Origin of the sequence: Kribbella sandramycini (assembly GCF_013131805.1) — a bacterium.
GTDB classification, from domain to species: domain Bacteria; phylum Actinomycetota; class Actinomycetes; order Propionibacteriales; family Kribbellaceae; genus Kribbella; species Kribbella sandramycini.
This window is the reverse complement of sequence record NZ_JABJRC010000001.1, coordinates 1,220,438-1,246,708: the sequence shown is the minus strand read 5'-3', so window position 1 is coordinate 1,246,708 and position 26,271 is coordinate 1,220,438. Positions and strand designations below refer to the sequence as shown.

General features: G+C 66.8%; 31 protein-coding genes. 21 read left to right on the top strand and 10 right to left on the bottom strand.

What is annotated here, in order from left to right; all coding sequences use genetic code 11:
• Positions 1 to 353 precede the first annotated feature (353 nt).
• Together HPO96_RS05510 and HPO96_RS05505 are read left to right on the top strand one after the other, a co-directional pair.
• Positions 354 to 527, top strand: coding sequence for a hypothetical protein (locus HPO96_RS05510; protein ID WP_171671521.1), 174 nt, complete (start codon positions 354 to 356; stop codon positions 525 to 527).
• A gap of 441 nt (positions 528 to 968) precedes the next feature.
• Positions 969 to 2,357 carry an SNIPE associated domain-containing protein gene (locus tag HPO96_RS05505; protein ID WP_337796513.1) on the top strand — a complete coding sequence of 463 codons (1,389 nt, stop codon included), beginning with the start codon at positions 969 to 971 and terminating at the stop codon, positions 2,355 to 2,357.
• A 337-nt stretch (positions 2,358 to 2,694) separates the two neighbouring features.
• Here HPO96_RS05505 and HPO96_RS05500 read toward each other — a convergent pair whose 3' ends face one another.
• A complete protein-coding gene (locus tag HPO96_RS05500) occupies positions 2,695 to 2,991 on the bottom strand; it encodes a winged helix-turn-helix transcriptional regulator (RefSeq protein WP_337796512.1) in 297 nt (98 codons plus the stop codon).
• 114 nt (positions 2,992 to 3,105) lie between these two features.
• On the opposite strand from HPO96_RS05500, the gene HPO96_RS05495 reads away from it, so the two are divergent.
• The 6 genes from HPO96_RS05495 (at position 3,106) to HPO96_RS05470 (ending at position 7,802) form a co-directional block, all read left to right on the top strand.
• Positions 3,106 to 3,549: a YybH family protein gene (locus HPO96_RS05495; protein WP_171671517.1), complete on the top strand. Its 444-nt coding sequence runs from the start codon at positions 3,106 to 3,108 to the stop codon at positions 3,547 to 3,549.
• A 388-nt stretch (positions 3,550 to 3,937) separates the two neighbouring features.
• Entirely contained in the window at positions 3,938 to 5,101 is a 1,164-nt protein-coding gene (locus tag HPO96_RS05490) for an SDR family oxidoreductase (RefSeq protein ID WP_202885504.1), read from the top strand.
• Positions 5,094 to 5,306: a hypothetical protein gene (locus HPO96_RS05485; protein WP_171671513.1), complete on the top strand. Its 213-nt coding sequence runs from the start codon at positions 5,094 to 5,096 to the stop codon at positions 5,304 to 5,306. Before HPO96_RS05490 ends, HPO96_RS05485 begins: the two co-directional genes overlap by 8 nt.
• 28 nt (positions 5,307 to 5,334) lie before the next feature.
• Entirely contained in the window at positions 5,335 to 6,006 is a 672-nt protein-coding gene (locus HPO96_RS05480) for a phosphatidylserine decarboxylase (protein ID WP_202885503.1), read from the top strand.
• Between the two features lie 243 nt (positions 6,007 to 6,249).
• A complete protein-coding gene (locus HPO96_RS05475) occupies positions 6,250 to 6,906 on the top strand; it encodes a TetR/AcrR family transcriptional regulator (protein WP_171671510.1) in 657 nt (218 codons plus the stop codon).
• 65 nt (positions 6,907 to 6,971) lie between these two features.
• Positions 6,972 to 7,802 (top strand): SDR family oxidoreductase, encoded by an 831-nt coding sequence (locus tag HPO96_RS05470; protein WP_171671508.1) that lies wholly within the window; start codon positions 6,972 to 6,974, stop codon positions 7,800 to 7,802.
• On the opposite strand, the gene HPO96_RS37975 is transcribed toward HPO96_RS05470, so the two are convergent.
• From HPO96_RS37975 to HPO96_RS05460, 3 genes are read right to left on the bottom strand one after another with little or no spacing between them, the layout of a single operon-like run.
• Positions 7,783 to 8,313, bottom strand: a complete 531-nt coding sequence (locus HPO96_RS37975; protein ID WP_238354702.1) for an SGNH/GDSL hydrolase family protein — start codon at positions 8,311 to 8,313, stop codon at positions 7,783 to 7,785. The two genes, HPO96_RS05470 and HPO96_RS37975, sit on opposite strands and share 20 nt — an antisense overlap.
• Complete coding sequence (locus HPO96_RS37970; RefSeq protein ID WP_238354701.1) at positions 8,262 to 8,951, bottom strand: SGNH/GDSL hydrolase family protein; 690 nt, start codon at positions 8,949 to 8,951, stop codon at positions 8,262 to 8,264. The genes HPO96_RS37975 and HPO96_RS37970 overlap by 52 nt, the downstream gene beginning before the upstream one ends.
• Positions 8,952 to 8,962: 11 nt before the next feature.
• Positions 8,963 to 9,766 carry a class I SAM-dependent methyltransferase gene (locus tag HPO96_RS05460; protein ID WP_171671506.1) on the bottom strand — a complete coding sequence of 268 codons (804 nt, stop codon included), beginning with the start codon at positions 9,764 to 9,766 and terminating at the stop codon, positions 8,963 to 8,965.
• Between the two features lie 94 nt (positions 9,767 to 9,860).
• Here HPO96_RS05460 and HPO96_RS39525 point away from each other — a divergent pair, with 94 nt between their 5' ends.
• The 3 genes from HPO96_RS39525 to HPO96_RS05445 all read left to right on the top strand — a co-directional run bounded on the left by HPO96_RS39525 (position 9,861) and on the right by HPO96_RS05445 (position 12,810).
• Positions 9,861 to 11,042, top strand: coding sequence for a trypsin-like serine protease (locus HPO96_RS39525; protein WP_171671505.1), 1,182 nt, complete (start codon positions 9,861 to 9,863; stop codon positions 11,040 to 11,042).
• A gap of 606 nt (positions 11,043 to 11,648) precedes the next feature.
• Positions 11,649 to 12,257 (top strand): TetR family transcriptional regulator, encoded by a 609-nt coding sequence (locus tag HPO96_RS05450; protein ID WP_171671503.1) that lies wholly within the window; start codon positions 11,649 to 11,651, stop codon positions 12,255 to 12,257.
• 67 nt (positions 12,258 to 12,324) lie between these two features.
• The gene (locus HPO96_RS05445) at positions 12,325 to 12,810 is read left to right on the top strand and encodes a MarR family winged helix-turn-helix transcriptional regulator (protein ID WP_171671501.1); all 486 of its coding nucleotides are present in this window, start codon (positions 12,325 to 12,327) and stop codon (positions 12,808 to 12,810) included.
• Here HPO96_RS05445 and HPO96_RS37525 read toward each other — a convergent pair.
• The 4 genes from HPO96_RS37525 to HPO96_RS05425 all read right to left on the bottom strand — a co-directional run bounded on the left by HPO96_RS37525 (position 12,807) and on the right by HPO96_RS05425 (position 15,367).
• Complete coding sequence (locus tag HPO96_RS37525) at positions 12,807 to 13,397, bottom strand: TetR/AcrR family transcriptional regulator (RefSeq protein ID WP_202885502.1); 591 nt, start codon at positions 13,395 to 13,397, stop codon at positions 12,807 to 12,809. The genes HPO96_RS05445 and HPO96_RS37525 overlap by 4 nt on opposite strands.
• A 110-nt stretch (positions 13,398 to 13,507) precedes the next feature.
• Positions 13,508 to 14,317, bottom strand: a complete 810-nt coding sequence (locus HPO96_RS05435; protein ID WP_202885501.1) for an oxygenase MpaB family protein — start codon at positions 14,315 to 14,317, stop codon at positions 13,508 to 13,510.
• Positions 14,318 to 14,343: 26 nt separating this feature from the next.
• Positions 14,344 to 15,054, bottom strand: a complete 711-nt coding sequence (locus tag HPO96_RS05430; protein ID WP_171671500.1) for a Pr6Pr family membrane protein — start codon at positions 15,052 to 15,054, stop codon at positions 14,344 to 14,346.
• Positions 15,029 to 15,367: a hypothetical protein gene (locus HPO96_RS05425; RefSeq protein ID WP_171671498.1), complete on the bottom strand. Its 339-nt coding sequence runs from the start codon at positions 15,365 to 15,367 to the stop codon at positions 15,029 to 15,031. Before HPO96_RS05425 ends, HPO96_RS05430 begins: the two co-directional genes overlap by 26 nt.
• Positions 15,368 to 15,645: 278 nt before the next feature.
• On the opposite strand from HPO96_RS05425, the gene HPO96_RS05420 reads away from it, so the two are divergent.
• Entirely contained in the window at positions 15,646 to 17,001 is a 1,356-nt protein-coding gene (locus HPO96_RS05420) for an MFS transporter (protein ID WP_171671496.1), read from the top strand.
• Here the strand turns inward: HPO96_RS05420 and HPO96_RS05415 are convergent.
• On the bottom strand, positions 16,967 to 18,148 hold the full coding sequence (locus HPO96_RS05415; protein ID WP_171671494.1) for an SGNH/GDSL hydrolase family protein: 1,182 nt from the start codon (positions 18,146 to 18,148) through the stop codon (positions 16,967 to 16,969). The two genes, HPO96_RS05420 and HPO96_RS05415, sit on opposite strands and share 35 nt — an antisense overlap.
• Positions 18,149 to 18,236: 88 nt before the next feature.
• On the opposite strand from HPO96_RS05415, the gene HPO96_RS05410 reads away from it, so the two are divergent.
• The 7 genes from HPO96_RS05410 (at position 18,237) to HPO96_RS05380 (ending at position 23,852) form a co-directional block, all read left to right on the top strand.
• Positions 18,237 to 18,746, top strand: a complete 510-nt coding sequence (locus HPO96_RS05410) for a cupin domain-containing protein (protein ID WP_171671492.1) — start codon at positions 18,237 to 18,239, stop codon at positions 18,744 to 18,746.
• Positions 18,747 to 18,904: 158 nt separating this feature from the next.
• On the top strand, positions 18,905 to 19,291 hold the full coding sequence (locus HPO96_RS05405; protein WP_171671490.1) for a nuclear transport factor 2 family protein: 387 nt from the start codon (positions 18,905 to 18,907) through the stop codon (positions 19,289 to 19,291).
• A gap of 114 nt (positions 19,292 to 19,405) precedes the next feature.
• Complete coding sequence (locus HPO96_RS05400; protein WP_171671486.1) at positions 19,406 to 20,578, top strand: trypsin-like serine protease; 1,173 nt, start codon at positions 19,406 to 19,408, stop codon at positions 20,576 to 20,578.
• A 149-nt stretch (positions 20,579 to 20,727) separates the two neighbouring features.
• Complete coding sequence (locus HPO96_RS05395; RefSeq protein WP_202885500.1) at positions 20,728 to 21,264, top strand: cupin domain-containing protein; 537 nt, start codon at positions 20,728 to 20,730, stop codon at positions 21,262 to 21,264.
• A gap of 53 nt (positions 21,265 to 21,317) precedes the next feature.
• Positions 21,318 to 22,004 (top strand): VOC family protein, encoded by a 687-nt coding sequence (locus tag HPO96_RS05390; RefSeq protein WP_171671484.1) that lies wholly within the window; start codon positions 21,318 to 21,320, stop codon positions 22,002 to 22,004.
• 28 nt (positions 22,005 to 22,032) lie between these two features.
• Positions 22,033 to 22,986, top strand: a complete 954-nt coding sequence (locus tag HPO96_RS05385; RefSeq protein ID WP_171671483.1) for a fumarylacetoacetate hydrolase family protein — start codon at positions 22,033 to 22,035, stop codon at positions 22,984 to 22,986.
• A gap of 20 nt (positions 22,987 to 23,006) precedes the next feature.
• Positions 23,007 to 23,852, top strand: a complete 846-nt coding sequence (locus tag HPO96_RS05380; RefSeq protein WP_171671481.1) for a fumarylacetoacetate hydrolase family protein — start codon at positions 23,007 to 23,009, stop codon at positions 23,850 to 23,852.
• Between the two features lie 9 nt (positions 23,853 to 23,861).
• Here HPO96_RS05380 and HPO96_RS37520 read toward each other — a convergent pair whose 3' ends face one another.
• Positions 23,862 to 24,524 (bottom strand): TetR/AcrR family transcriptional regulator, encoded by a 663-nt coding sequence (locus HPO96_RS37520; RefSeq protein WP_202885499.1) that lies wholly within the window; start codon positions 24,522 to 24,524, stop codon positions 23,862 to 23,864.
• Between the two features lie 146 nt (positions 24,525 to 24,670).
• On the opposite strand from HPO96_RS37520, the gene HPO96_RS05370 reads away from it, so the two are divergent.
• Complete coding sequence (locus HPO96_RS05370; protein WP_171671479.1) at positions 24,671 to 25,840, top strand: thiolase domain-containing protein; 1,170 nt, start codon at positions 24,671 to 24,673, stop codon at positions 25,838 to 25,840.
• On the top strand, positions 25,840 to 26,265 hold the full coding sequence (locus tag HPO96_RS05365) for a Zn-ribbon domain-containing OB-fold protein (RefSeq protein ID WP_171671477.1): 426 nt from the start codon (positions 25,840 to 25,842) through the stop codon (positions 26,263 to 26,265). The genes HPO96_RS05370 and HPO96_RS05365 overlap by 1 nt, the downstream gene beginning before the upstream one ends.
• Positions 26,266 to 26,271: the final 6 nt, after the last annotated feature.

Below are 26,271 nucleotides of genomic sequence, written 5' to 3'. Positions count from 1 at the left end.
AGCTGGCTGAGCAACTGGTTGCGTACGGCAATGGTTGTGGGGGTGGGTGTGGTGTGGGTGGTGAGGTAGAGGGTGTTGAGTGGGGGGAGCTTCGGGGTGGCCAGTAGTGTCAGTGCGCCGCTGTCCAGTGGAGATTGGCAGAGGTAGGTCGGGAGTACGGTGCACCCGGCGCCGGCGAGGGTGCCGGCGAGTGCTCCGCGGAGGTCGGGAACGACGAGGTCCGGCGTCCGGGTGCCGCTCCAAGCTCGGCTTACGAGCCGGACGAGTCGGTCGGACTAGCTCTCAGGCACGGAGACATTGTCAGGGCAGTCTTTGAACAGGAGCCGTACGGTCAGTTCTCGATCACGGGACCGGTGATCGAGAGGATCGATGGCGCAGTCAAGGCGGTAGGCAGCTGGTTCATCTGGACCAAGACGGCTGGGATGAGTAGCCGACTGATCGGTCTGGAAGCAGTCGCGAGCTTCGACGAGCACGACCTGCTGGTGCCTGCACCGGCCTCCGACTGGATCGCAAGCGATCCTCTCTAGCCCAGGCCAGCAGGTGAGCAATGAGAATACTTTCCGTAGGCATTGATCGATCTAAGCGAAGATTGGACCTGGTGACCGACTACGCAGCGTGCTATTTTCCTGAACGGGGGACGCCGCTGACGCGGTGTCTGGGGAGGAAGAAGCGCCATGAAACACGGCAGGGACTCGCAGCACGCCAACGCAGCACCCATCACACCGACCTGGTCATCGGGGTGGAGATACAACTCACCCCCGAACTGGCCGCCACCGCCGACTGCAGACTGGACGCCTCCGAGTGGATGGCAATCAGACCCTGCCTGGGGTCCGGCGCCGCCGAACTGGGTCTTCTGGCTGCCGCTGCAGCAGGACGCCGGGGCGCCGTCCGCTCACCCGTCTGTGGTTGTGCAAGCTCAACTACAGACGCCGATTCCCGCGGAATCGGTAGCGCCGAAAGAGGCCGGGGTGGATCTCACCGTCGGCCTGTTCGGTGCCCGGGGCAAGGCGAAAGAGCTGGCCGCCGAAGTGCAGAAGCTGACTTCCGAGAACGCCGCGCTGCGCGCGCAACTCGACAAGCTCGGTGTCTTGTCGTTGATCGAGATCGAGGAACGGAAGACGACGGTCACTCAAGAGATCGCGGAAGCGACTACGGCGCTGGCTCAGAACGTCGCGTCCCAGAAGGCAGAGCTGGCCGCCGAGATCGCAGCCGAGCAGGAAAGGCATGCGGCAACGCTGGCCACGATCAAGGCCGAAGAATCGGCAGTCGCCGAGCGGCTGAACAGCCTGCGCGCCCAGACCGTGCTGACTGAAGACACCCTCATTCTTCAAGAAGCAGGCGTCTACGAGTACACGCATCCGCTCGACGATTCGGTGGCGTACAAGGCAGAACTCACCAAACTGCAGGATCGGATCAAAGCCATGGTCCGTAAGGACGGCGGGGCGGTAGTGGGATCTGAGTCGATGACGATGAACGGCTCCCACGCGCAAGGAATGAAGATGGTCCGGGAGTTCTCTAAACTGCTGCTTCGAGCCTACAACAACGAGGCAGACAATCTGGTTCGTGGTCTGCGGCCCTACAAACTGGCGACCTCGAAGGATCGGTTGACGAAGGCCCGGGCGACGATCGAGAAGCTCGGTCAGTCGATGGATATCCGCATCGGCACGAAGTACCACTCGCTGCGGCTCAAGGAACTGGAGTTGACGGCAGACTTCCTGGAGAAGCTCGCTGTCGAGAAAGAACGCGAGAAGGAAGAGAAGGCCCGACTCAGAGAAGAGCGCCAGGCCCAACTCGAGTTGCAGCGACAGCGAGACAAGCTCGAGCGCGAGCGGGCACACTACGTGAATGCCTTGGCGGCACTGGAGGGCAAGGGCGACACCGAGGCCGTGAACCGGATGCGCGCGGAGATGGGAGAGATCGACAAGGCGATCGAGGACGTCGACTACCGGGCCGCCAACATTCGCGCAGGCTATGTCTACGTCATCTCCAACCTGGGCGCCTTCGGCGAGCGAATGGTCAAGGTCGGCATGACCCGGAGGCTCGAGCCGCTGGACCGAATCCGGGAGTTGTCGGATGCATCGGTCCCGTTCAATTTCGACGTGCACGCGATTCACTTCTCGAACGATGCCGTCGGAGTCGAAGCCGAGATGCATCGACGTCTGATGAGTCGTCGAGTCAACCGGGTGAATCTGAGGCGCGAGTTCTTCTACGCGACGCCCGCGGAGGTGCGGGACCTGTTGGCTGCGGTTGCCGGCGACCTGCTGGAGTACACCGACGTCGCCGAAGCCTCCGAGTATCACCAGTCGATCAATGCGACCACCGCGGACGACGGCAGCGTCGCCGTCGCGGTGGGATAACCGCTGCGGCCGCTCCTCCCGCAGTTCGATCAGGACGTCGATCTTGTGCATCGCGGTCAGATCGGTCGAGTGGCCGGTCCGGCGCGGTCCTGGAGCTTCTTCAGAACCGCGGCTTCGGCGGCGGATCTGTTGCGGGCCGTCGCGCTGACGTCGCGAGCTATGCCTGGTATTTCATGCATGCCGTCGCAACTAGGCGGCGCTTATGCCGATGCGCGGACCGCGCGACAACTACTCCTGTCGGAACCTGCCGGGCTAGCTCTCCGGCGTGCCGAGTCGCTCGAGACACACGCTTCTGCGGGATCAGCGTTAGAACGGCTGGGTCTGCTGGCCGAGGCGGCTATGTTTCGTCCTGCTGGAGGGTGAGGCCGGTTCGGTAGAGCTCTATGAGGAGGGGGCGGAGGGCTTGGCCGCGGGTGGTTAGGCGGTAGGTGGTTCGGGTGGGGAAGCTGGGGGTGGCGAGGCGTTCGACGAGGTTTGCTTCGATGAGGTGGCGTAGGCGGTCGGTGAGGACTTTGTCGCTGAGTTGGGGTAGGGAGTGGGCGAGTTCGGTGTAGGAGTGGGACTCGGCGGACATCAGGTTGCGGAGGACGAGCGTGGTCCAGCGGCCGGAGATGGCGGCGAGGGAGACCTCCACGGGGCACTGGGGGGAGGGTGCCTGGGTTTGGCCGCTGGGGGTTGGTACCAGCTCTTCGTCCCAGTGGGGGCTTACCGGTTGGTGAGTCACTGGGCCTCCTGCTTCGCTGTAGGGATGAACGAGGAGATTGTCTCACCTGAATTCGCGTTGGCCGTCCGGCCTGAGGATCAGCCGCACGTGTTTGCGGCGGCGTTCAACACCGGTGATGCTGATGCGATCGAGCGGGTCTACGAGCCGGGCGGAGTGTTCGTCCGTGAACCGGGCAGTGGCGTCGCCGGAACGGAGCGGAGGGCGGCCAATGCCCGGATGGCGGCTCTCGGATTGCCGATCGAGGTGCGGCCGCGGCATACCTACGTAGCCGGCGATATCGCCTTGCTGATCGTTGACTGGAGCATCTCTGGGGAGACGCCTGACGGTGCGGTGGTCGACATCGCGGGAACCGCCACCGACGTCGCGCGGCGCGGTGAGGATGGCGTCTGGCGTTACGTGATCGACAACCCGTTCGGTGTTGCGCCTGTGTCTCCGAACGATTCGCCACCGGCGCCGCCTTCCGCATGAGGTGGCCGGTTCCTCAAGTTGTGGGCTGAAACTTCAATTAATCTCCCGTCGCATCTTGCATCTCTCTTGGGCAGCTGACACGATCATTACAAGTTGAAATTTCAGCGCCAAGGTTCATGGTCGAGTTCCAGGAGGAGATGCTATGCGCAAGGTTGCGTTGCTGGCTGTCGTTGTGTTCGGCCTCGGTCTCGTCGGAGCGCCGGCAGCGGTCGCGGTGCCGAACGAGGCTGTTCCGGTCGCCGATTGCCCCAAGTGCCCTCCCAGCTGGTGATCAGCTGACCTCGGGCGAGCCTTGGCGGAATGTCTTGGCTCGCCCGGGCCGGGGGAGCGGAGTCGACGGATGGGATGTGAGTACGGATTGAGTCGATCGAGCCTCGCCGGTTCCGAGGTGCGTGAGCTCCTGTTTCGCGGGAAGTTCGCGGACGTCGAAGCCTTGAGTCGTGGCGACGCCGATGCGGTGCGATCCGTCCTCGGCGCCTCGCTCCGGCATCGGTTGTCGCGGTTGCCGTGTCGGGAACACCGTGTCGCGTTGGTGTTCGGGGGCAACGGGTTCGTCGGGGCGCATCTGGTGGCGCGGCTTTCGCGTGAGCCGGGGATCGAGCAGGTTTGGGTCGCTGGGCGGGCAATGGGGGAGGGGGGTGTCGAGCAGCGGTTCGACAAGACCGTTGCTCGGTACGCCGTCTCCGGGGCTGAGCGGTCGAAGATTCGCTGGGTGGAGGCGACTCCGACAAGGGTGCGGTTCGGGCTTACGGAGGCGGCGTACGGCGAGTTGGCCGGCGAGGTTGATCTGGTGTTCAACTGTGCCAGCTCGTCCGATTACTCGGCGAGTTATCTGGAGTTGCGCGATGACTGGGTTCTGAGTCTGCTCCGGGTGTTGCAGTTCGCGACTGAGGGTCGGCGGAAGCACCTGACGTACATGGGCTCGCTCAGCTCGTACTTCTATCAGCAGCCGGAGGACTTCCGGCGTCCGGACAGCTGGTGGTACTCCGGCTATGCGCAGATGAAGTGGGTCAACGGTCGGATCCTGCAGCATCTGAGCTCGGAGTTGCCGCTGACGCTCTGCGAATCGCCGTACGTGCTCGGTGCCACCGACGTGGGGCTGGATCCAGGGCTGACGTACAGCTGGTGGCGGGTCATCGAGATCGCCCGAAGCCTGGGGCTGATCTGGGACGGGCCGGGGATGGGGTATGTCCCGGTCGATGTGCTGGTTGACTGCCTGGTCGTCAACGCGCTGCAGGCGATGCCGCAGTCCCGACTGCTGCCGCGTAATCCCGTCCCGTATCGCAATGGGCTACTCGCGGAGCTCCTGGACGCCGAACTGGTCAGCTGGGAGGAATTCCTGGCCGAGGCGGAGCGGCGCATTCCAGTGCGCCGGATCGGCTCGGCGCTGTCGGAGAATCCGAATCGGCTGGTCGAGATCGTCAACGAGCCGTCAGTGGTGATGCCGGAAGTCTGCTGGAGCCCCGAATTGGACAATCGGCGGCTGCTGGAGCTGTATCTCAGTAAGGTCCCGTTCCGGAACATCGCCCGGCCGGCCGAACTCAGTGCCTGACTGCGAGCCGTATTTCGTCAGCGAAGGGACGCCGTGGCCCGCGGTCCTCGGGCGGGACTTCGTGAACTTCCTGATGCTCGGCGCCTACTACCTGCTCTGCTTCCTGGTGGCCCTGCCGCTACTGGTGGTAGATCGGTGCCTCGGGACCAGTGGCTACGAGCGGTTCATCCGGTTGATGGAGTTCATCGACAACGGCGGACGGTAAATCGATGCTGTGGGCAACTTTAGGGATCGTGGGCGCGTTCGTGTTCTGGCGGATGAGCTATTTCCTGCGCGATCCACATCGCCAGGTGCCGCCCGGCTCCGACACGCTCGTCGCGGCCGCCGACGGCTATGTCGTCTACGTGAAGCGGGTCGAGCGCGGCGAGGTGCCGATCGCGGTGAAGGGACGTCGGTCGATCCTCCTGTCGGAGTACGCCGGTGTCGGCACCGAGGCGTCGGGGTACCTGATCGGCACCTACATGACCGAGCGCTCGGTCCACCGCAATCGGGCTCCTATCGCCGGCGAGGTCGTCCTCCGCCGGCACCGGCCGGCCCTGCCGATCAATCGGTCGATGGCCCGGATGTCCACCAATGTGCTGTTCCGGCGAGCGCCGTACGACGAAGGCTCCGAGCACCTGATCACCAACGAGCGGCTCACGATCGGGATCCGGCCCGCGCGTGGCGGCATCGTCTACGTGACCCAGATCGCCGACATCTGGATCAATCGGATCGTGGCCCGAGTTGAGCCTGGGCAGCGGCTCGGCAAAGGGGAGCAGTACGGGCTGATCCGATTCGGCTCGCAGTGCGACGTCTTCCTCCCCGACGACGTTGCCGCCCAGGTCTCGGTGTGTCCCGGGCAGTATGTCTACGCGGGTGAGACCGTGCTCGCCCGGGCCGTTTCAGGAGAGCCTGATTGCCGGTGACGAGCGGGGCTTCGACCTTGCTGGTTGATCGGTCGCGAGGGCGATATCAGGGGTGAAGGTGCCGGCCAGGCGGGGGCGGAGACCTGGCCGGCGGTCTCGGGACTGCCGACTGCGGACTCAGATTAAAGCACTTGACTTAACCGCGCAAGCGGACCAGGTGGGGATGTCGGCGGACCGGCGGACTGCTCGAGGTGGACAATGGGGCGGCGGGTGTGGACGGGCCCGCGGGAGAGAGGGAGACCGATGCCCAAAGTCACGCGGTCGCGTGTGCAAGCGGATGCCGAGGCGCTGAGCGCGTCGACCAAGGATGTCGTGCGGGTGACGGCCGAGCGGCTCTTCGCGCTGGAGGGAATCGCCGCGGTGTCGGCGCGCCGGGTCGCGGACGTAGCCGGCGAGGCTAACAACTCGGTCGTCTCCTACTACTTCGGTGGAAAGCGCGATCTGGTGGTCGCCGTCCTGCGCTATCACCTGGATCAGACGCGGGAGATCTCGGGCGCGATGCGGCGGGAGGCGCCGCCGGCCGATCTGCGCGATTACGTCGAGCTGATGGTGCGCCCGCTGGTTCGCCATCTCGCGGCCGAGCCGGCCCCTACCTACTACGCGCGATTTCTGCTGGCCATCGTCTCCGATCCGCAGTGGCGATCGGTCCTGGCGGAAGAGCTGGCTGAGCCTGTGGTTGCCGAGGAATACGGCCGGCAGTTGCGCCGGTTGATCCCGGCTGTTGATCCGCACATCCTGCGCTCGCGGGGCAACCTCGTCCGGACGACCGTGACCAATGCCTGCGCCGAATTCGAGGCCCGCTTGGAGCGCGGCGAGGCCGCGGGGGACTGGGGCAAGCTCGGTACGTTCCTGGTCGATGCCCTCTGCGGCATGTTGGCCGCGCCGAGCACTCAACGTTGATTGGGTATTTCCCTGCACCGCTAGGCTGAAACTAGAATCCAATTCTAGTTTTGGGAGGTTCGGAGATGACGCAGGACTCCGTGGTGGTGGTGATCGGCGTCGGCGGGATGGGGATCAGCATCGCTCGCCGGCAGGGAGTGGGCCGGACGTTGTTGCTTGCCGATTTCAACGATCAGACGCTGAAGGCGGCGGCCGAGGTGCTGCGCGCCGAGGGGTATGACGTCAGCACCCGGACGGTCGACGTCTCGTCGCGCGCGTCCGTGGTCGAGCTCGCCGAGCAGGCGGTTGCCCTCGGCCCGGTCCTGCAGGTTGTCCACACCGCGGGACTCTCCCCGGAGCAGGCGGCGCCCGCGGCCATTCTCGCGGTCGACCTGCTCGGGGTGGCACTCGTCCTGGAGGAGTTCGGCCGGATCATCGAGCCGGGCGGTGCGGGCGTGGTCATCGCCAGCCTGGCGGGTTACATGGCCGCCCCGCTCGACGCTGAGCAAGAGCAGGCGCTCGTTCGCGCCAAGACGGACGACCTGCTCTCCTTGCCCTTCGTGGCGTCGGTCGCCGATGGGGCCAGCGGTTATGGTCTGGCCAAGCGGGCGAACCAGCTCCGGGTGCAGGCCGCGAGTGTCGTTTGGGGTGAGCGGGGAGCGCGGGTCAACTCGATCAGCCCCGGCATCATCTCCACCGCGATGAGTCAGCAGGAGCTTTCCGGTCCGGCCGGCGGGTTCATGCGGACGATGATCGACGGCTCGGCCGCCAAGCGGCTCGGTACGCCGGCCGACATCACTGAGGCGGCCGCGTTCCTGCTCGGATCGTCCGCGACCTACCTCAGCGGCGTCGACCTCCTGGTGGACGGCGGCGTGCTGGCCGCCGTCCGTTCAGGTGCTATCGAACTGCCGTACTGAAGCAGAACGGGCCGGCCGGCTCGAAGGCCCACTTCGCGAAGCGCTCACCCATCTGAAGATGGGTGGCGTGCGCGGGGTGGAGCTCGTCGGGAAGCGGGAGAACCGCGTAGTCCTCCGGCCCGTAGAGCTTGGTGCCGTCGAGATAGTGCAGGTTCGGGTCGGTCTTGGCGCGGAGCGCCACGATGTCCGCGAGCGTCTGGCGGATCCAGGTCAGGGTCAGCTTGCCGGGACCTCCCGGTACGCCGGTTGCCACGCACCAGGCCCGCGTGCCGTCGAACTCCGTTCCGGTCGGGCCTGGGGTGTTCTCGTGGATCGCGCAGTAGATCGGTGAGATAAGCACTACCGGGGTGTCCGGGTGTCCCTCGCGGACCGCATCGAGATAGCCGTGGACGGCGGGCCCGAAGGCGCGCTCGCGCATGACGTCGCCGTTGATCAGGTTGATGCCGAGTTTCAGGCTGATCAGATCCGCGCGGACGTTCCGCAGTGCGCGCGCCGTGAACGGGTCGAGCATGCGCCCCCGCCGAACGCCACGTTCACCAGGTCGACGCCACCACGTGCCGCGGCGACGGCAGGCCAGATGGACGCCGGGCTGTGCGCATCCAGTCCGTGGCTGATCGAACTCCCGTGGTGCAACCAGATCCGTTGCGCGGAGTCGATCGGGATGACGGGCGCGTTGGTGCGTAGGGCAACGAGCTCGGTGGACTCGTTGTGTGGCAGCCAGATCTGCACGATCTTGCCGTGATCCGGGAGGTCCGTGAAGCTGACCGTGGCCGGGTCGCCAGGCTGAAGTGTGGCGGTGCCGGCCAGGCGGTCGTAGTTCAGGATGTTGCCCGAGGTTGCGCTGCCTTGTGCGACCAGCTGGCCGTTGACGAGCAGGTCGTAGACGCCGTCCGGACCGGGGCCCGGCGCTTCGGCGTACGCGATCTTCGTCGGGAGGACGTCGAGCTCGATCGCGGTCGCCCGGGTCCGGAACTCGAGCCGGACGCCGGTCGGCTGCGCCTCGGCGATCGTCAGCTGAAGGTCGGTGTTCTGGGCACGGGCCCAGGCCGGCAGTCGGCGCGGCAGCACGCCCGCGGCGGTGCGCTCCAGCTCGACCGTGCCGCGCACGAGTTTCTGGTCGATCGTGGTCGTGGTCCAGGGCTGGTCCATACCTTCGCCTCTCAGACGGGCTCGAGGCGGGCGACCGCGGCCGTCCGCTGCCCGAGCGTGACGATCCGAAAGATCGTGACGATCAGCCGGGTGATGCCGCCGAAGGGTTCGACGGTCGACCGCTCTTCGGCAAGCCGGTAGCCGGGGGTGAGCCGGGCCAGCTCTCTCCCGTTGCGGACGCCGAAGCCGAACCGCGCCCCGGTCGCCGTGGTGATCGGGTGCTTGGTGTTTTTGGCCAGTAACGGATGCAGGTAGTCGGCGACCACCTCCGCGCCGAGCGTCTCGCGAGCCGTCCGTAGCAGGGTGCGCACGCCCACGGCGTCCAGGTACATCAGCAGGCCCTCTGCGATCACCAGGGTCGGCCGGACGCCGAGGTTGTCGGTCCAGCCGGGCTCGGTGATCGAGGACTCGATCAGCCGGACCGGGTCGTCGGGGAGCACCTTGCGCCGGAACGCGATGACGTCGGCGGTGTCGACGCCGTACCACTCGAACCCGGCCGGCGTCGCGATGCGCGCATGCCTTGTGCACAAGCCGATCCCGGCCGAGATGATCCGTCCGTCCGGATGGTTGGCCGCCCAGGCGGTCGCGAGCTCGTCGATGGCCATCGCCCGGTAGATCGTGCCGGCCACGGTTGTCGGGTCGGTCGGGATCTGTGCCTCGTCGTAGTCCACCCGGCTCAGGAGCAGTGCAGCGAGCGGGTCGGTGAATCCGGTGGCCTCGGATGCGTTGGCCCGCGCGTACAGCGGAGTCAGCAGGGTCTGGCCCACCGCCCCGAGCTCGTCGGCCGAACCTCGAACACCCTCGCTGCGGCGCATGCCGATCTCCTGTTCGTCTCAAACCCCCTCGGTGCGGCAAAATGAGTAAAGCACGTGCGTTAATCTATTCCAAATGATGGGAAAGGGGAGGTTTGTGTTCAGAAGGAAGTTCGTCGCGTTGGCCGCGGTGCTGGTCGTCGCGAGTGGATACGCCGGGCTGGGAGTACAGGCGACGCCGGCGGCGGCGGGGAGTGCCGCCGGAAGCGCCGGTGCCGAGGAGCTGGGTGGCGCGACGGCCGAAGAGCGCGCGGCGATGGAGCGGCAGGTGCCTTTGGTTGCCGCCGCCAACCTTGTCCAGGACGCCGTCGAGGAGGTGGGCGCAGCGCATTACTCGGGGATCGTGCTGCGCGAAGCGCATGTCGACGTCTACTGGAAGGGTGCGGTGTCGCCGCTGCTGAGCGAGGTGGTCGAGCGGGCGTCGGCGCCGGTCAGGATCCATCCGGCGGCGTACTCGATCGTCGAGCTGCGGGCCGCGTCGGCGAAGATCGAAGCGGCCTGGCCGGGTGATCCCGATGACCTGTACGGCATCAGGATGATCCCCGACGGAAGCGGCTTGGAGGTTTCGTCGCCGGCCAACCGACGCGTCGCGGTGCCGAATGTCGGGGTACCGATCACGTTGGTCGATGAGGGCCGATTCGTCGCGGCGAGTCGCCGAGACGACTTCGTTCCGTGGTCCGGAGGCGCCCAGATCTACAACGGCAACCGCGGAAACAGCTGTACCTCCGGCTTCGGGGTGATCAACCCCGCGGGTGCCCAGTACATCCTGACGGCGTCCCACTGCGCCGGCAACATCAACGGGGAGTCCTTCTACAACGGCACGGGCTCCAGGTTCATCGGGCACATGGGGCCCCGGCACCATACGCATGATATCGCCTTGATCCCGACGAACCGGGTGTCGAACACGGTGTACACCGGCTCCGAGCACGGCGGTCCGCTGGCGCGGGTCATCCGCCGGGAGAACGTCTTCGTCGGCCAGTACGTCTGCCAGTCCGGCTACATGATGGCGCGGCAGAACGGCGGCGCCAGGTGCAACATCGAGGTCACTCGGTTCCGGACGACGGCCGACCGCCAGGTCGAGGCGCGGCAGCGCAGCGGGCTGAGGGGGGCCTTCGCGGGCGACAGCGGCGGTCCTGTCTACAGCATCTGCTGTAACGGCTTGCTGGGCCTCGGCACCCTGACGCACGTCAACATCGACTATCCGAGCTTCATCCGCTTCCAGGATCTCGCCACCGCCCGGCGAGACTTCGGGGGCATCGAACCGATCAGCTACGGCTGACGGTTAGCTCCTGAGCAGGTCGACGAGCGCGGTCGGCCGGAAAGCCCGGGGCTGTGGCGGTGTGGGGCGGACTCCCCGTACCGTCGCAGTCCCGGCTGTTGAAGCAGGCCGATGGACCTGGTCTCGAGAGGACGCGGGTGCTGAGCTTCGAAGGAGCGCTCGCCGAAGTCGAATCTTAACGACCAGCTACAACCTACTGCTCTACTGGGCCGTTCTCCAGACGGGCCTGGGCAAGGCTGTCGTGATCAAGGACGGCTTCGGTCGTCGCACCGGATGCGGTTCTACCGATCGGAGTCTGCGCGGGCCTGGGGTTAGTTGCCGGCCAGATCGGGACGAAGATCTGACCGGCTGCCCAGGTGTGACGCCGTGGTGCGGACCCCGCGGCGGTTGGTGTCCCGCGCAGAGCCGACAGAGCCCGTCGCCGGGCCTGTGTCGAGGGCCGGGCCGGGGCGGTGTTCCGGTGCGAAGGTGCTGCACTGGAGCGGCAATATAGTAAAGCGACTGTTTTAAGATTGCAAATGTGTCGCGATGGTAAATGTTGGAATTCTGATGGAACATGATGGACAGTGGTCGTCGGTTGAGTGGGGGTGCATGGTGGCGGATGCCGTGTCGACGAAGGATGTGGTTCGGGCGACGGCCGAGCGCTTGTTCGCGCTCGAGGGGATCACGTCGGTGTCGGCGCGCCGGGTGGCCGAGGTGGCCGGGGAGTCGAACAACTCGGTTGTCGGCTACTACTTCGGTGGGAAACGCGATCTGGTGCTGGCGGTGCTGCAGTATCACACCGACCGGACCCGGGCCATTGGCGCGCGGATGCTGGCCGAGCGGGCGCCCGTCGACCTGCGCGGGCATGTCGAGTTGATGATCAGGCCCCTGGTCGAACATCTGGCCGCGGAGCCGGCGCCGACGCACTATGCGCGCTTCTTGCTCGCGATGGCGTCGGATCCGCAGTGGCGGGCCGAGTTGTACGCCGAGGCGAACGGGGCGCCTGGTGTCGAGGAGTTCGGTCGCGCTTTGCTGGAGGGATTGATCCCAGCGGTCGATGCACATGTCCTCCGGCATCGGAGGCGGCTGGTCGGTGCGACGGTGACCAGTGCCTGCGCCGAGTTCGAGGGACGCTTGGAGCGAGGTGTGGCCGCCGGCGACTGGGGCCGTTGTGGCACATTTCTGGTCGATGCGGTAGCCGGCATGTTGTCGGCCCCGAGCGCCCTCAACTGATCGGTTGAAATTTCAGCATACTTGCTATGCTGTCAAGGAGTGCTGAAATTTCAATCAAGGGGACGACATGGAAGAGCCGAGGTGGCTGGATGAGGAGGAAGGGCAGACCTGGCGCAGCTTCCTGCTGGGCAGCCGGCTGCTGCTGGATCGCATCGAGCGGGAGCTGAAGCAGGACGCCGATCTCTCGTTCGCCTATTACGACATCCTCTCGCGGTTGTCGGAGGCGCCGGAGCGCGCGATCCGGATGTGTGATCTGGCGTCCGGGTGCGCCTTCGATCGCAGCAGGCTGAGCCACGCGGTGGCGCGCCTGGCGCGGGACGGTTTGGTCCGCAACATCCCGGTCGAAAGTGACGGCCGGGCGCGGATGGCGCAGCTGACCGACGAAGGGATGGAGCTGGTACGCCGAGCTGCGCCCGAGCATGTCGGGCAGGTCCGGGCGCTCGTGTTCGACCGGTTGACCCCGGAGCAACAGCGATCGCTGCGCGAGATCAGCGACTCGTTGCTGGCCGGCGTCGCCGATCCGCGCAAACTCGAGGTGCTGGGCCCGACCTAGGCTGCGCCGCTCCCGGTCGTTGCCTCGATCATCCGGAGGCAACGGTCGAGGATGCGGTCGCCGTCGTCGACATCCTCCTGGACGGCAACCGCGATGACACCCCAGATGATCCTGCTGTGATCGTGGGCGGCTTCGGTGCCGTCGAAGTCGAGGTCTTCGGCCAGCCATCGGTGACCCGCGTCCGCGGTGGCGGCGGCCAGCGCCCGGACGGATGCCTCGGTGCTCGTGCTCAGCGCCTGATACACCCGATGCAGCTCCGGGAAGGACCGGAACTCCTCAAGAGTCAGCGCGCATTTCCGGCGCAGCCGGTCGAGACCTGGCGACGGCCATTCGGCAGCCCGGTTCTCGAGTGACCGCCCCCACTCCGCGACGGCCGCGGCGTAGAGGTGGTCCTTCGAGGAGAAGTATCGGTACAGCGTTCCCAGGGCGACCCCGGCGTCCTCGGCGATGTCCTTGATCTGGACCGCGTGATAGTCCTGCCCGGACAGCGCGCGGACCGCCGCGTCGACGATGCGACGGCGTCGTTCGCGCTGCCCCTTGGGCAGTTTGGCCAGGTCGAGGGACTCCTGGGCGAGCTCCGGGCTCATTTCACCTCAGCCGGCTGGTCGGATCGAGTTCGGACAGGTCGAGTATGTCCCACCCGGCCCGATGCCGGTCAGGACACTCGGTCACCGAAGGCGAGCAGCAGGTCGGTGACTCATTGGTGCGCTACCGCGGTGCGTAGACCTGGCCGGCGGCGTAGATCCCACAGGCAGAGGTTGTAGGGGAAACGCCGAAGCCGAGCTGGGAGGCGTCGTACGACCGATCCGATACCGCGAACCAACGCATCGAAGCGGCGCTGGTCGGACGGCGTCCATCGCAGTCCCATCTGTTCCCGGAAGGGTTCGGTGAGGAAGCCTGTGGTCATGAACCGGTGGAAGCGCCGGAACGGCCGGCCGATCCACGGTGGGAGGAACTCCAGGTCGATGATGGCTGTCAGGTAGCGGCGGACTTCGTCGTCGAGGCGTAGTTCGCTGATTGCCTCGTTCCAGTAGGCCTCGAAGGCGGCGCGGTCGGCCGGCCACATGTCCGGGCGGACCTGCAGCATGGTGCCGAAGATGGCCGCCTCCTGGTAGTGGCGTTCGGGCCGGCTGTGGAGGAAGGCTCGTTGGGTGTCCTCGAAACCCTTGTAGAGACAGGCTGCGACCCAGAGCTGCAGGTTGGGGTCGAAGGCGCTGTAGGCGACCGGGCTGCCGGCCGTGGAGCGAACCTGCGCGTGGGCCTTGTTGACGATCCGGCGGTAGGTGACGCGGTCGGCGTCGGTGCCCATGGTCGCGACGGCGAGGTAGGTGAGGGTGGTGCGGGCGCGGCGGAACGGGTGCCGGAACAGGCCGCTGCTGGTGACCTTGCTTTCGACGACGCCGCGCCCGACTCCTGTCCTGGACAGCTGCATGATGACGTTCGCGCTACCGGCCAGCAGCGCTGCTCCGAGGACGACGTCGCGGAGCGCCGGTTGCTGAGCTGTCACAAGCAAGCCTCTCGTGTGGTCAGGGATCAGTGCCCTGCATGGCGTCCACGAGGACGCCGGCGGTCCGTCCAGGCGGCGCCGAAGGCCAGAGACCCGAACAGAGCCGCGACGAGCAGGCAGTTCAGGAGTACTCGCGCCAGCCCGTGCTGGTCGACGTTGATGAAGGTGTATGGGTAGAACCCGGTGGCCGGCCCGCGGGCCAGGGTGAACGCGAGCCACGCGAGTGGAAAGACCAGGGACCAGCCTGCGATGCGGACGCCGATCTGTCCGCGTGGGCGGAACAGGAGCCAGTCGATTGCAGCCATGATCGGCGTGACTGTGTGCAGGACGATGTCGGCGAGCTGTGCCCTGGGGGAAAGCTCGAACTGTCCCGCGAGTATCAGGTGATAGACCAAGCAGGTGACGACCAGTCCGGTCATGCTGTGCAGCCGCAAAGCGTGGAAGAGCGGTGAGCGGCGCTGCGGGCGGATTGCCAGAAGTGCTGCCGTGACACCGAGCAGCAGATTCGCCTGCAGGGTGTAGTAGGCGAACGCGTTGAGAACTCGTTCCGGGTTCGCAGGGTAGAAGTTGGGGTCTTCGTGACCGGCGGCGACGATGAGCGCCAGGATGGTGCCGACGAGAACGACGGAGGCGGTCGCCGTGGACCAGAGCTGCCCCGGCGACGGCCGGCGCCGGACTCCGGAGGAGCCGGCGCGCGGACGTCGTAACTCGCTACTGAGCTCGGAAGGCGCGGACACTGTGGGACGGGTAGCTGTGGAAGTTCCTGGCCGGCTCGACGAGCAACAGGTGAGTGCAGTTGGTGTCGCCGTACAGGGCGATCGGCCGGTCGGTCCCGTTGATGAGGGCCTTCGCGACGAACGGCAAGGCTGTGCAGTTGCTGCCCGGGTTCGGGTAGTTCGCGGGCTTGGTGTTGGCCCACACGGTGTCGTAGAAGCAGGCCAGGCCGAGCCCGCAGCCGGTGGCGTTCGCCTGTCCGGCGGCAGATGCGGGAACGGCAGTCACGGTCGCGGCGGCGAGGGTCGCGAGCGCGGTGAGAGCGACTTTGAACATGGGGTCCTCCGAAGGGTTGGGGCGGCAATCGGGCCTGGCGCGTGAGTCTCCGCACGCGCCGAGGTGATTGAAAATTCAGCGCCCACTGCTACGGTAGACCGTCTGACGCTGAAACTTCAATCAATGCCGCAAGATGTGAGGTTGATGATAAAGCACATGCTTTAACTGGGCTCCTTGTTGCTTGCGGCCGGATTCCGGAACTGCCCGCCCTGTCTCTGTCCGACCTCGTCGAGAAGGCGCTCATGTCACTGCTCCTGAGATCCCGGACCGGTCATCGTATGGTTCTCGCGGTTGTCTTGGCGGTCGTCTTCTTCTCGTTCTCGCTGCCGCAGTCGCTGGTGAATCCGGTGCTTCCCCAGTTGCAGGCGGAGCTGGGCGCCACGCAGAGCATGATCACCTGGCTGATGACGGCGTATCTGCTGGCGGCGTCGATCCTGACGCCGATCGTGGGCCGGCTGGGTGATCGCTACGGGAAGGATCGGCTGCTCCGGTTCGCGCTGGGAGTGCTGATCGTCGGCTCGCTCGTCGCCGCGACGGCCGCGGGCGTCGGTCAGATGATCGTCGGTCGCGTGCTGCAGGGCGCCGGCGCCGGAGTTCTGCCGCTGGCGTTCGCGATCGTCCGCGACGAGACTCCGCCGCGACGAGTGGCCGTCGCGATCAGTGCTACCGCGGCCGTTTCCGCGGCCGGCGGCGGAGTAGGGCTGGTCCTGGCCGGTCCACTGGTCGTGGCCTTCGGCGTCCGGTCCCTGTTCTGGCTTCCGGCGATCCTGACGGCGATCGTCGGCGTCGCGGCGTGGATCGTCGTCCCGCCCTCGCCTTCGCGGCAGGAGGGTTCGATCAACTGGTTCGCCCCGCTGCTGCTTGCCGCCTGGCTGGTCGGGCTCCTGCTCCCGCTGGCGCAAGGCGCACGCTGGGGGTGGGCGTCGCCTCAAGTGATCGGCCTGCTTGCGGTGGCCGTTGTGCTCGCGGCCGCCTGGGTCCGGCTGGAGAACCGATCGGCCAGTCCGTTGATCGACCCGCGCCTCATGCGGCGGCGACCGGTCTGGACCGTCAACGCGATCGCGTTGCTGATGGGAGTCGGGTTGTTCAGCGTCTTCACCTTCCTGCCGGCGTTCCTGCAGGCCTCGCCGACGGCGGGGTACGGCTTCGGAGCGAGTGCCAGTGAGGCAGGGCTGCTGCTCCTGCCGATGACTGTGACGATGTTCGGCTCGGGACTGGCGGCGGCCCCGCTGGGGGCGCGGATCGGAGCGCGCGGAATGTTTGCCGGCGCGACGCTGCTCAATGTCGCCGCGCTGACGATGCTCGCCGTCCTGCATGATCATCGGTGGCAGGTGCTGTTCGCGATGGCGCTGCTCGGGGCCGCGTTCGGTACGGCGTTCGCCACCATGTCGACGGTGATCGTCGGCGCGGTTCCGGCTCAGCAGACCGGCGCCGCCAACGGGGTGAACACGAACATCCGCACGATCGGCGGCTCGCTCGGCTCCGCGCTGGTCGGCGGGATCATCACGGCGCAGATGTCGTCCGCGGGACAGCCGAGCGAGAGCGGCTACCGGTGGGGCTACCTGGCGGCGGCTGCGGTCGGTGTCGTGGCGGTCGGAATCAGCCTGCTGGTTCCGAATCGGGTACGGGACTGAATGCGCCGCCAGGGCTGAAGGCCCAGGCGGCGAATCGTCGTCCGATCTGGCGATGGCTCGCATGGGAGGGGCGCAGCTCGTCCGGGAGTGGAAGGATCGCGTAGTCGTCTTCGCCGTACAGGCGGCGGCCGTCGAGGTAGTGGATGTTGGGATCGGACTTCGCTCGATCGCCGACGATGTTCTCGAGCGCGTTCCGGATCCAGCCGAGGGTCAGTTTCTCGGCGTCGGCGGCCACGCCGGTCGCCACGCACCATGATCTGTTCTCGCCGGGGACGACGACGGTCGGGCCCGGCCGGTCCTCATGGATCGGACAGTGGATGGGCGACGCCACGACCAACGGAGCGGTCGGATGGCCGTCCCGGATCGTGTCGAGGAAGCCGTGGACCGCGGGGGCGAAGGCGCGCTTCCGGATCAGGTCGCGATTGACGAGATTGACGCCGATCTTGATGCTGATCAGGTCTGCTGAGACGTCGCGCATCGTGCGGGCCGTGAACGGGTCCAGCAAGGCGTTGTCGCCGAAGGAGGTGTTGATGAGGCCGACTCCGCCTGTGGTCGCGGCGACGGCGGGCCAGGTGCCAGTCGGGCTGTAGGCGTCCAGTCCGTGACTGATGGAGCTGCCGTGGTGCATCCAGACCCGTCTGCCGTCGTCGTGCACCGGGGTGGTAGGTGCATCGGTGCGTAAGGCAAGCAGTTCGGTGCTCTCGTTGTGCGGCAACCAGATCTCCACGACCTTCTCGCGGCCGGGCAGGCCGTTGTAACGGACGGTCTCCTGCTGGCCCAGGGTGAGTTCTGTGGCCCCGGTCTTGCGATCCAGTACCAGAACGTTGCCGGCTGCCACCGTTGCCTGTGCGCGGAGTGCGCCGTCCACCAGGATGTCGTAGACGCCGTGGGGGAGCGGGCCGCGGGCATCGGCGTACATCAGCCTGGTCGTCAGGATGTCGAGCTCGACCGAGGTGGCCGACGTCCGGAACTCCAGGCGCACGCCGGTCGGCTGCGCTTCGACGGCCGCCAGATGCGGGCTGTCGCTCTGGGCTCGGGCCCAGGCCGGAAGCCGTCGTGGACGCAGGCCCGCCGGGGTGTGTTCCAGCTCGATCGCGCCGCGGACGATCCGGTGATCGATCGCGGTCGTGATCCAGTCTCGCTGCATTGCGTCCTCCAGCAGATGATATCTCAGTCATCCGCTTTAAAGCCTAGTGCATCATTGGCCTACGCAAGTAATCGATGAGGAGCGCAAAATGAGTATCCCCCTGCCCGGCGGTGATCCGGCCGGCTACCCCAGTGGCGGCATCCATGTGTTGTCCGGCGACGGCGTCCACAAGTGGTTCTCCGGTGACGTCTACAGCGTCAAGCTCACCGGCGAACAGACCAACGGGTCGATCGGCGTCGTCCACGCCTCGGTGCCGCCGGGCGGTGGACCGGTCCCGCACACGCACGCCGACGCGGACGAAACCTTCTACGTCCTGAGCGGCGAGCTGGAGTTCCTGGACGGCGAGACGACCTTCGTTGCCCGGACGGGTGACATCGTGCACATCCCGAGGACCATCCGGCATCGCTTTCTGAACAACGGTTTGCACACGGCGCAGCTGCTGTTCATCTACACCGGCGGCGGTTCCGAAGGCCTCTTCGTCGAGGGTGGCGACGAGCCGGAGCCGGGAGTCCAGGTCGAGAACTGGGGGCCGGAACGCTTCGCCGACCCGCGGATCCAGGAGCTGTTCGTCAAGTACGGCGTCGAAGCCCTGCCCTGACCGGGAGGTCGTTGTGGCCTTCCCCCGTGCGGCGAAGTCACCCTGTCAGGATTCCGCGCTCACGGGAGAAGGTCTGTGGACAATATGTTCGGTAGAGTGCTAAGTCAAGTGTCTTAGTTAATAAGACGAGAATTTCTCATCTCACTGTTGGAGGAGACGTGTCGGCAATCGATGTCGTGGGCAACTATGGTGCCGCGGCCGCAGCGGGGGACATGGCGGCGCTGGCGGGGCTCTTGGCCCCGGATGCGGTCTGGCACCAGCCGGGCGCCAATCAGTTGTCCGGCGATCATGTCGGACCGGAGGCGATCGTCGCCCATCTCGGCCGCTTCTTCGAGCTCAGCAGCAACACCTTCCGCCTCGACACCGAATCGGCCACCGAGAGCGGTGACCTGGTCTCCACAACCGTTCGCTTCTCGGCCCAGCGTGAGGGTGCTGCCGACCTGGATCAGCACGGCGTCGACATCTTCCGGGTGGCCGGCGACAAGATCGTCGAGATCTGGCTGATCAGCGAGGATCAGGCCGCCGAGGACGCTTTCTGGGGCTGATCCCGGTGTGATCTGCGCCCGGTTACTCGTTGGTCATTTCGACAGGCATTAAAGCGCCTGCTTTAATGCCTGTCGAAAGGCCTGTGGGGCGAGATCAATGAGAGGTGTGTGCACATGTCGAAACGACTGCGCCGAAAGCCGGTGGCGCTCGCGGCGTTGCTGGCCGCGGCGGCGGTGGCGAGTTTGGGGGCCGGTCCGGCGCTGGCGGGGGAGCGTCGGGAGGCCGCGGTCGTCAACGACGCCAGTGTGTCCGTCTCTGAAATGGATGCCATGGAGCGCCAGCGGCCGCTCGTTGCCGCGGCCAACATTGTGGAGCGGTACGTCGAGGCTCAGGGGCTGACGCAGTACGCCGGGATCGTGCTCCGCGACGCGCATGTCGATGTGTACTGGAAGGGTGTCGTGCCGGCCGCGGTGAGGGCGGTCTTGCGGCAGGCGGCCGAGACGGCGCCCGTGCAGGTTCACCGGGCTGCGTACTCGAATGCCGAACTCCGCGCGGCCGCCCGCAAGCTGGAGGCGGGGTGGCAGGGGGATCGAGCCGATCTGTATGCGATCAAGCTGATTCCTGGTGGCGCCGGCCTGGAGATCGCGACGCCCGCGAACCGGCGTACTTCGATTCCGGATGTCGGGGTGCCGGTGACCTACGTCGCGGGCGGACCGGTCGAAAAGCTGAGTCGTAAGGATGACAACGTGCCGTGGGCGGGCGGCGCTCAGATCTACAACGGCTCGCGTGGCGGGAGTTGCTCGTCGGGTTTCGGTGTCGTGAACTCGTCAGGATCGCAGTACATCCTGACTGCCGAGCATTGTGGTGAGCACAACGACAGTTACTACAACGGCACGGGACGACGTTTCATCGGCTATCTGGCGGTGCGTCACGTGGACCACGACATCGCGCTGATCCCGACGAGCAGGGTCTCGAACACGATCTACTCGGGTGGGGTGAACAGTAATGACCGTCGGCGCGTGGTCGGCTGGGACAACGTGTTCATCAACCAGCTCGTCTGCCACTCGGGCTGGCCGATGGCACGCGAGCGTGGCGGTCCGCTCTGCAACATCAAGGTCGAGCGCTTCCGCCAGGATGCGGGCGAGGAGATCGAGGCTCGCCAGATGGGTGGAATCACCGCCGCGTACAGCGGCGACAGTGGCGGCCCGGTCTACAGCCTCTGCTGTGGCGGGGTGAATGCCTTGGGTGTGGTGACCGGAACTGTTCGGGGTGCGGATCACATCCTGATCTTCCAGGACTTCATCACCGCCCGGCGGGACTTCGGAAACATCGTCCCGAAGACGTAGTTCCAGCTTGCCTGAGGCTGATGCCCGGTATGCGCCCGGTCGGGTGCGTGCCGGGCATTTTCGCCTGCCCGACGAGATCTTGACCACTGTTCAATGACCCGTGTATAACGAAATCTCGATGGCTCTTCTTCGACCGAATGGCGGACGGTATGGAACTGCGCCGGGTGGTTACTGGAGTGAACTCGGACGGCAAGTCGTGTTTCGTCAGCGACGGCCCTCCACCTCATGCTCATGACTTCGTCGAGCTGCCTGGGCATTGCTCGGCGCTGGTCTGGATGACCGACGGCGGTGAGAGCACGCCGAACACTGGTGTGGACATCACGCCGGGTGTCCAATCGGTGGTGCCCGGTCCCGGGCAGACGCGCTTCCAGATCGTCACGCTGCCGCCGAGCGGGGTGGGAGCGACGCCGGGGTTCGATGCGGAGAAGGCGCTGGCCGAGCAGCAGGAATGGTCGCCCGGGCTTTTCGATCACTTCGAGAACCCAGGTGCTTCGGCCTTCCATGCGACGCCGTCCATCGACTATTGCGTGCTCCTCGACGGTGAGCTGGTACTCCAGCTCGACGAGGGGGAGCGGGCAATCCACGCAGGCGACATCGTCATTCAGAACGGCACGCGGCACGCGTGGCAGAACCGCACCGACCAGGTGGCGACGGTTCTGTGCGTGCTGGTCGGTGTCTCCAAGTAGCCCGTGCCTAAAGACCCTTCCACTGCACCGAATCTCCTGGAGAGGAGCTCGTTGTGAGTACTGCGAGTGTTGCCGAGAAGCCGAAGCTGCATCACCTCGGCATTCTGGTTCCGGCGGCGGACTTCGACGCCATGATCAACTTCTACTCGGCCGTTCTGGACATGGAGGTCACCCATCGCGGCGGCCCCGGTGGGGGCGTCGAGGTCTGCTTCCTGACCAATGACGACCAGAACCACCGGATCGTCTTCGTCACCAACCCGGCGCTGCTGCCGCAGGCTGCGGGTGAGCACTCCCGGCTGGCGCACACCGCGCACGAGTTCCCGACGATTGACGGTCTGCTGGCCAAGTACGCCGGGCTGCGCGACCAGGGCATCTTCCCCTACGAGGCGATCGACCACGGCCCGACGCTGTCGATCTACTACAAGGATCCGGGCGGCTACAGCATCGAGCTGCAGGTCGACTCGTTCGGCGACGCGGCCAAGTCGACCGACTTCATGCAGAACTCCGAGGTGTACCGCGAGAACCTCAGCGGCATCCTGTTCGATCCCGAAGCCGTGATCGAGGAGCGCCGGACCGGACGGTCCCTGGAGGAGATCCACCTGGCCGCCTACCAGGGCGCCTACCCGCCCACCGCGGAGCAGCGTGCCCGCCTGGCCGGCGGTATCGGCCGCGTGCGCGGCGCGTTCGACCACCCGTCGTGGGGCGATGACCACCCCACCTTTGCCGGACTGGACAGCTGAGTCACCCGCTTGCACTGCTGGAGGAATCATGCGCTGGGCCACGTACATCTCACCCGAAACCGGGGCGGACCGGGTCGGCCTCGTCGTCGACGAGCTGATCCACGGGCTCGCCGCTCCCATCGCCCTGCTCGATCTGCTGGGCGACGACGGTGAGCGGCTCGCTGCCGCCGGCGAACGGGCCGTCCGGGACCCCGCGGAAGTGATCCCGGTGCATGGTGTGCGGCTGCGGGCGCCCATCCCGCAGCCGCCCGCTGTACGGGACTTCGCGGCATTCGAGGATCACATCGTCGCCTGGCTCGCGGGCTGGGGACGGAAGCTCGGCCCGGAGTGGTACGAGCGTCCGATCTTCTACTTCCAGGGCCCCGGCGCGCTTCGAGGTCCGGGTGAGATCCCGATCGCGCCCGGCAGCGTCCGCTTCGACTACGAACTCGAGTTCGCCGCCGTGATCGGGCGCGAGGCCCGGAACGTGACTCTCGAGGACGCCGAGCGGCATATCGCCGGCTACACGATCATGTGCGACTGGAGTGCGCGCGACCTGCACGACGCCGAGCGTGGCCACCTGATCGGGCCGATGAAAGGTAAGGACACCGCGACCAGTATCGGCCCGTACCTCGTCACGCCGGACGAGCTCGAACCCCGACGGACCGGGACGGCGTTCGACCTGAAGATGACCGCGGATGTCAACGGACGCCGGTACAGCGACGGCAATCTGTCCCGTCTGCACTGGAGTTTCGCGCAGATGCTGACCTATGCCTCCCGCGGCACCCGGGTCCTGCCGGGCGAGATCTTCGGCACCGGCACAGTGGCGACCGGCAGCCTGATGGACCTGCGGCTGCACGACGAGGACGGGCACCCCTGGCTGGTGCCGGGGGACGAGGTCGTCCTGGAGGTCGAAGGTATCGGTCGACTGGAGCACCGGATCGTTCCCGGCGATCCGATTCATCCCTTCCTGGTGGGGACGCAGTCCGCTGCCGGGGCCTGATCACTCGGAGGCCGTACGAGATGCGTATTGCGAATGTGCACGGAAGAGCCGCACTGGTCGTCGACGGACGGCTGGTCGACATCGAACGGGCCAGCGCCGGGCGCCTGCCGGCTGATCCGCAGGAGCTCTACGAACGCTGGGACGACCTTCGGGCCTGGGCGGAAGCCGGGGTCGAGCCGACCGGACCGATGCTGGACGACGTCCGCCTGGGGCCCCCGGTGCCCCGGCCACGACAGGTCTTCGCGATCGGGCTGAACTATCGCGCGCACATCGCGGAGGGTGGCGCCGAGACGCCGTCCGCACCGATGGTGTTCACCAAGTTCGCCTCGGCGGTCGCCGGCCCGTACGACGAGGTCCGGCTCCCTGCCGAGACTGTCGACTACGAGTCCGAGATGGTGGTGGTGGTCGGCCGCAGGGCCGCGCGGGTCGCCGCGGCCGACGCTTGGGGTTTCGTCGCCGGGCTCACCGCGGGCCAGGACCTGTCGGAGCGGGCGTTGCAGATCGCGCCTCCGCTGCCGCCACAGTTCAGCCTGGCGAAGTCCTTCCCCGGGTTCGCGCCGATCGGCCCGGTGCTGGTGACGCCGGACGAGTTCCCCGACCCGGACGACATCGAGATCGGCTGCACGCTCAACGGGCAGCAGATGCAGAAGGCCCGGACGAGTGAGCTGATCTTCGGCGTGCCGGCGATCATCGAGTTCCTGTCGTCCGTGCTGCCGCTGTTGCCGGGAGACCTGATTTTCACCGGTTCGCCGGCCGGGATCGGCTGGGTCCGGGAGCCGCGCGTCCTGCTGCGTCCGGGGGATTCACTCGTCACCACGCTCGATCTGGCCGGTTCGATGCGACACACCTTCGCGTGGCGGGACTAGGCGACACGCTCAAGCTGGGGTGGCGCTCGGATCGCGGAGCAGCTTGATGGCGGCCTCGACCTCGGAGTGCGGATCGAGCTGCTGTGCGCCGTCGAGGGCTCCGATCAGGATGTTGATCAGGGATTCGACGACGGCGTCGATCGGGAAGCAGCGTCCCGTTCTCAGCCACTGAGCAGCGGCCGCGTCGCCGGCGCTGGTGAAGCTACACCACATCATCCGGATCGAGTCGTTGTGTGGGTCCAGGTCGAGCTGCCGGCAGGCCCAGTCGACGGCGTGCCGGCGGGCCGGCTCGAAGGCTTCCCAGGCATCCGAGCCGGCAGTGTCGTCCAGGACGAGCATCAGCGCCAGTTCCGGGTTGTCCGCGAGGTGTTGAAGGTGACTCCTGAACAACTGGCGAATTCGTTCACCCGGCGGCGCCCCCAGGTCGGTGACGTGCGCGAGCTCGAGCTGGCGGGCGCCCTCGCCGAGTGCCTCCAGGTAGAGGGCGCGCTTGCTGCCGAAGTGGTGAAAGAGCAGACCGTACGCCACGCCGGCGGTCTGTGCGATCTCGCTGACCGTGACCTCGTTGAATGGACGCCGGGAGAACTGCTCCAGCGCCGCGGCCAGCAGGCGTCGCCGGGTCTCCTCAGCGGCGAGCTGACGCGAGGTGACGCGCCGGTCTTCGGGTGCCATCGGTCCACCTTTCCTCGTCCGGCCCTGTCGCAGCCATCGTACGACAATTGGTTGACCAACGGTCATTGACCGTTGTTCAAACAATGTTTACGCTCATCGGACCGGGCTCTTCACAAGCCCTGGCGACTCCGAGGAGGGCAATTCCCATGACGAGCCGAGCCGCCTACGTCGTCGGAGCTTTCGAGCATCCGGCGCGGTCCCTGCCCGGGCGATCGGTGGCGTCCGTCCACGCCGAGGTCGCGCACGGCGCGCTGCGCGACGCGGGGCTGAACTTCTCGGACGTCGACGCGTACTTCTGCGCCGGTGACGCTCCCGGATTCGGTGCCATCTCGATGGCGGAGTACCTCGGGATCAGGCCTCGGTACACCGACTCGACCGAGACCGGCGGTTCGGCGCCGATCGCGCACCTCGGCCATGCCGCGGCCGCGATCGCCGACGGCCGGTGCGACGTCGCGCTGGTGACGCTGGCCGGTTTGCCGCGACAGAGCACCTCGCGAACCTTCCGGCTCGAATACCCCGAGGGTCTGGAAGCGCCGGAGGACGAGTTCGAGCAGCCGTTCGGCGCGACGACGCCGGCGCTCTACGCGCTGGCGGCCCGGCGGCACATGTACGAGTACGGGACGACGAGCGCCGACCTGGCCGCGGTCAAGGTCGCGGCCTCGCGCCACGCCGCCGTCAACCCGAACGCGCGCCTGCGCAACGAGGTGACGGTCGAAGAAGTCCTGGAATCGGCGATGATCGCGGACCCACTGCACAAGCTGGACTGCTGTGTGGTCACCGACGGTGGGGGAGCGGTCGTCGTGGTCGCCGAGGAGATCGCGCGGAGCTTGCCGCGGACCGCCGTCCGGGTCCTCGGGTACGGCGAGGCGTCACCGCACGGTTCCGGCGGGGATGTACCACTGACCAGCGTCGGCGCGCAGCTGTCCGGGCCGAGGGCGTTCGAGCGTGCCGGCGTCCGGCCCGCGGATATCAAGTACGCCTCGATCTACGACTCGTACACCATCACCGTCCTGCTGACGCTCGAGGGACTCGGTTTCTGCGAGCCCGGGCAGGCGGGCCGATTCGTCCGGGAGGGGGCGCTGGTGGCGCCGTACGGAAGGCTGCCGGTCAACACCGACGGCGGCGGTCTGAGCAACAACCATCCCGCGAACCGGGGTGGCATCACCAAGATCATCGAGGCCGTGCGCCAGATCCGGGGCGAGGCGAATCCCGAGGTGCAGATCCCGAACTGCGACCTGGCCGTTGCCCATGGCACCGGAGGCTGGCTCACCACCCGGGCCGGCGCCGCAACTGTCGTCCTCGGCGGAGTCGGCTGATGGGCGCGCAGCTGCCGGCGCCGGAACCGGCGATCGGGCCGGAGTCCGCGGAATTCTGGGCCGCCACCCTCGAAGGCCGGCTGCTGCTCGGCTTCTGTGATTCCTGCCTGACCTACTTCTGGTACCCGCGGCCGCTCTGCCCGGCCTGCGGGACCTGGGGAGCACGGTTACGCGAGTCGGCCGGGCTCGGCGAGGTCGTGTCCTACACCCGGGTCCATCGCGGACTCGGTGAGTACGCCGAGGTCGGCGTTTACGTCGTCGGTTACGTCCAGCTCGACGAGGGCCCGCGGCTGCTGACCAATCTCGTGGACGTGTCCGACGACCTGCGGATCGGCGATCGCGTCGCCGTCGTGTTCCACAAGACCGACGGGCCGGCGGCGCTGCCGCGTTTCCGGCCCGCTTCCGAACCCGCCCATTCTGCGTGAAACGGA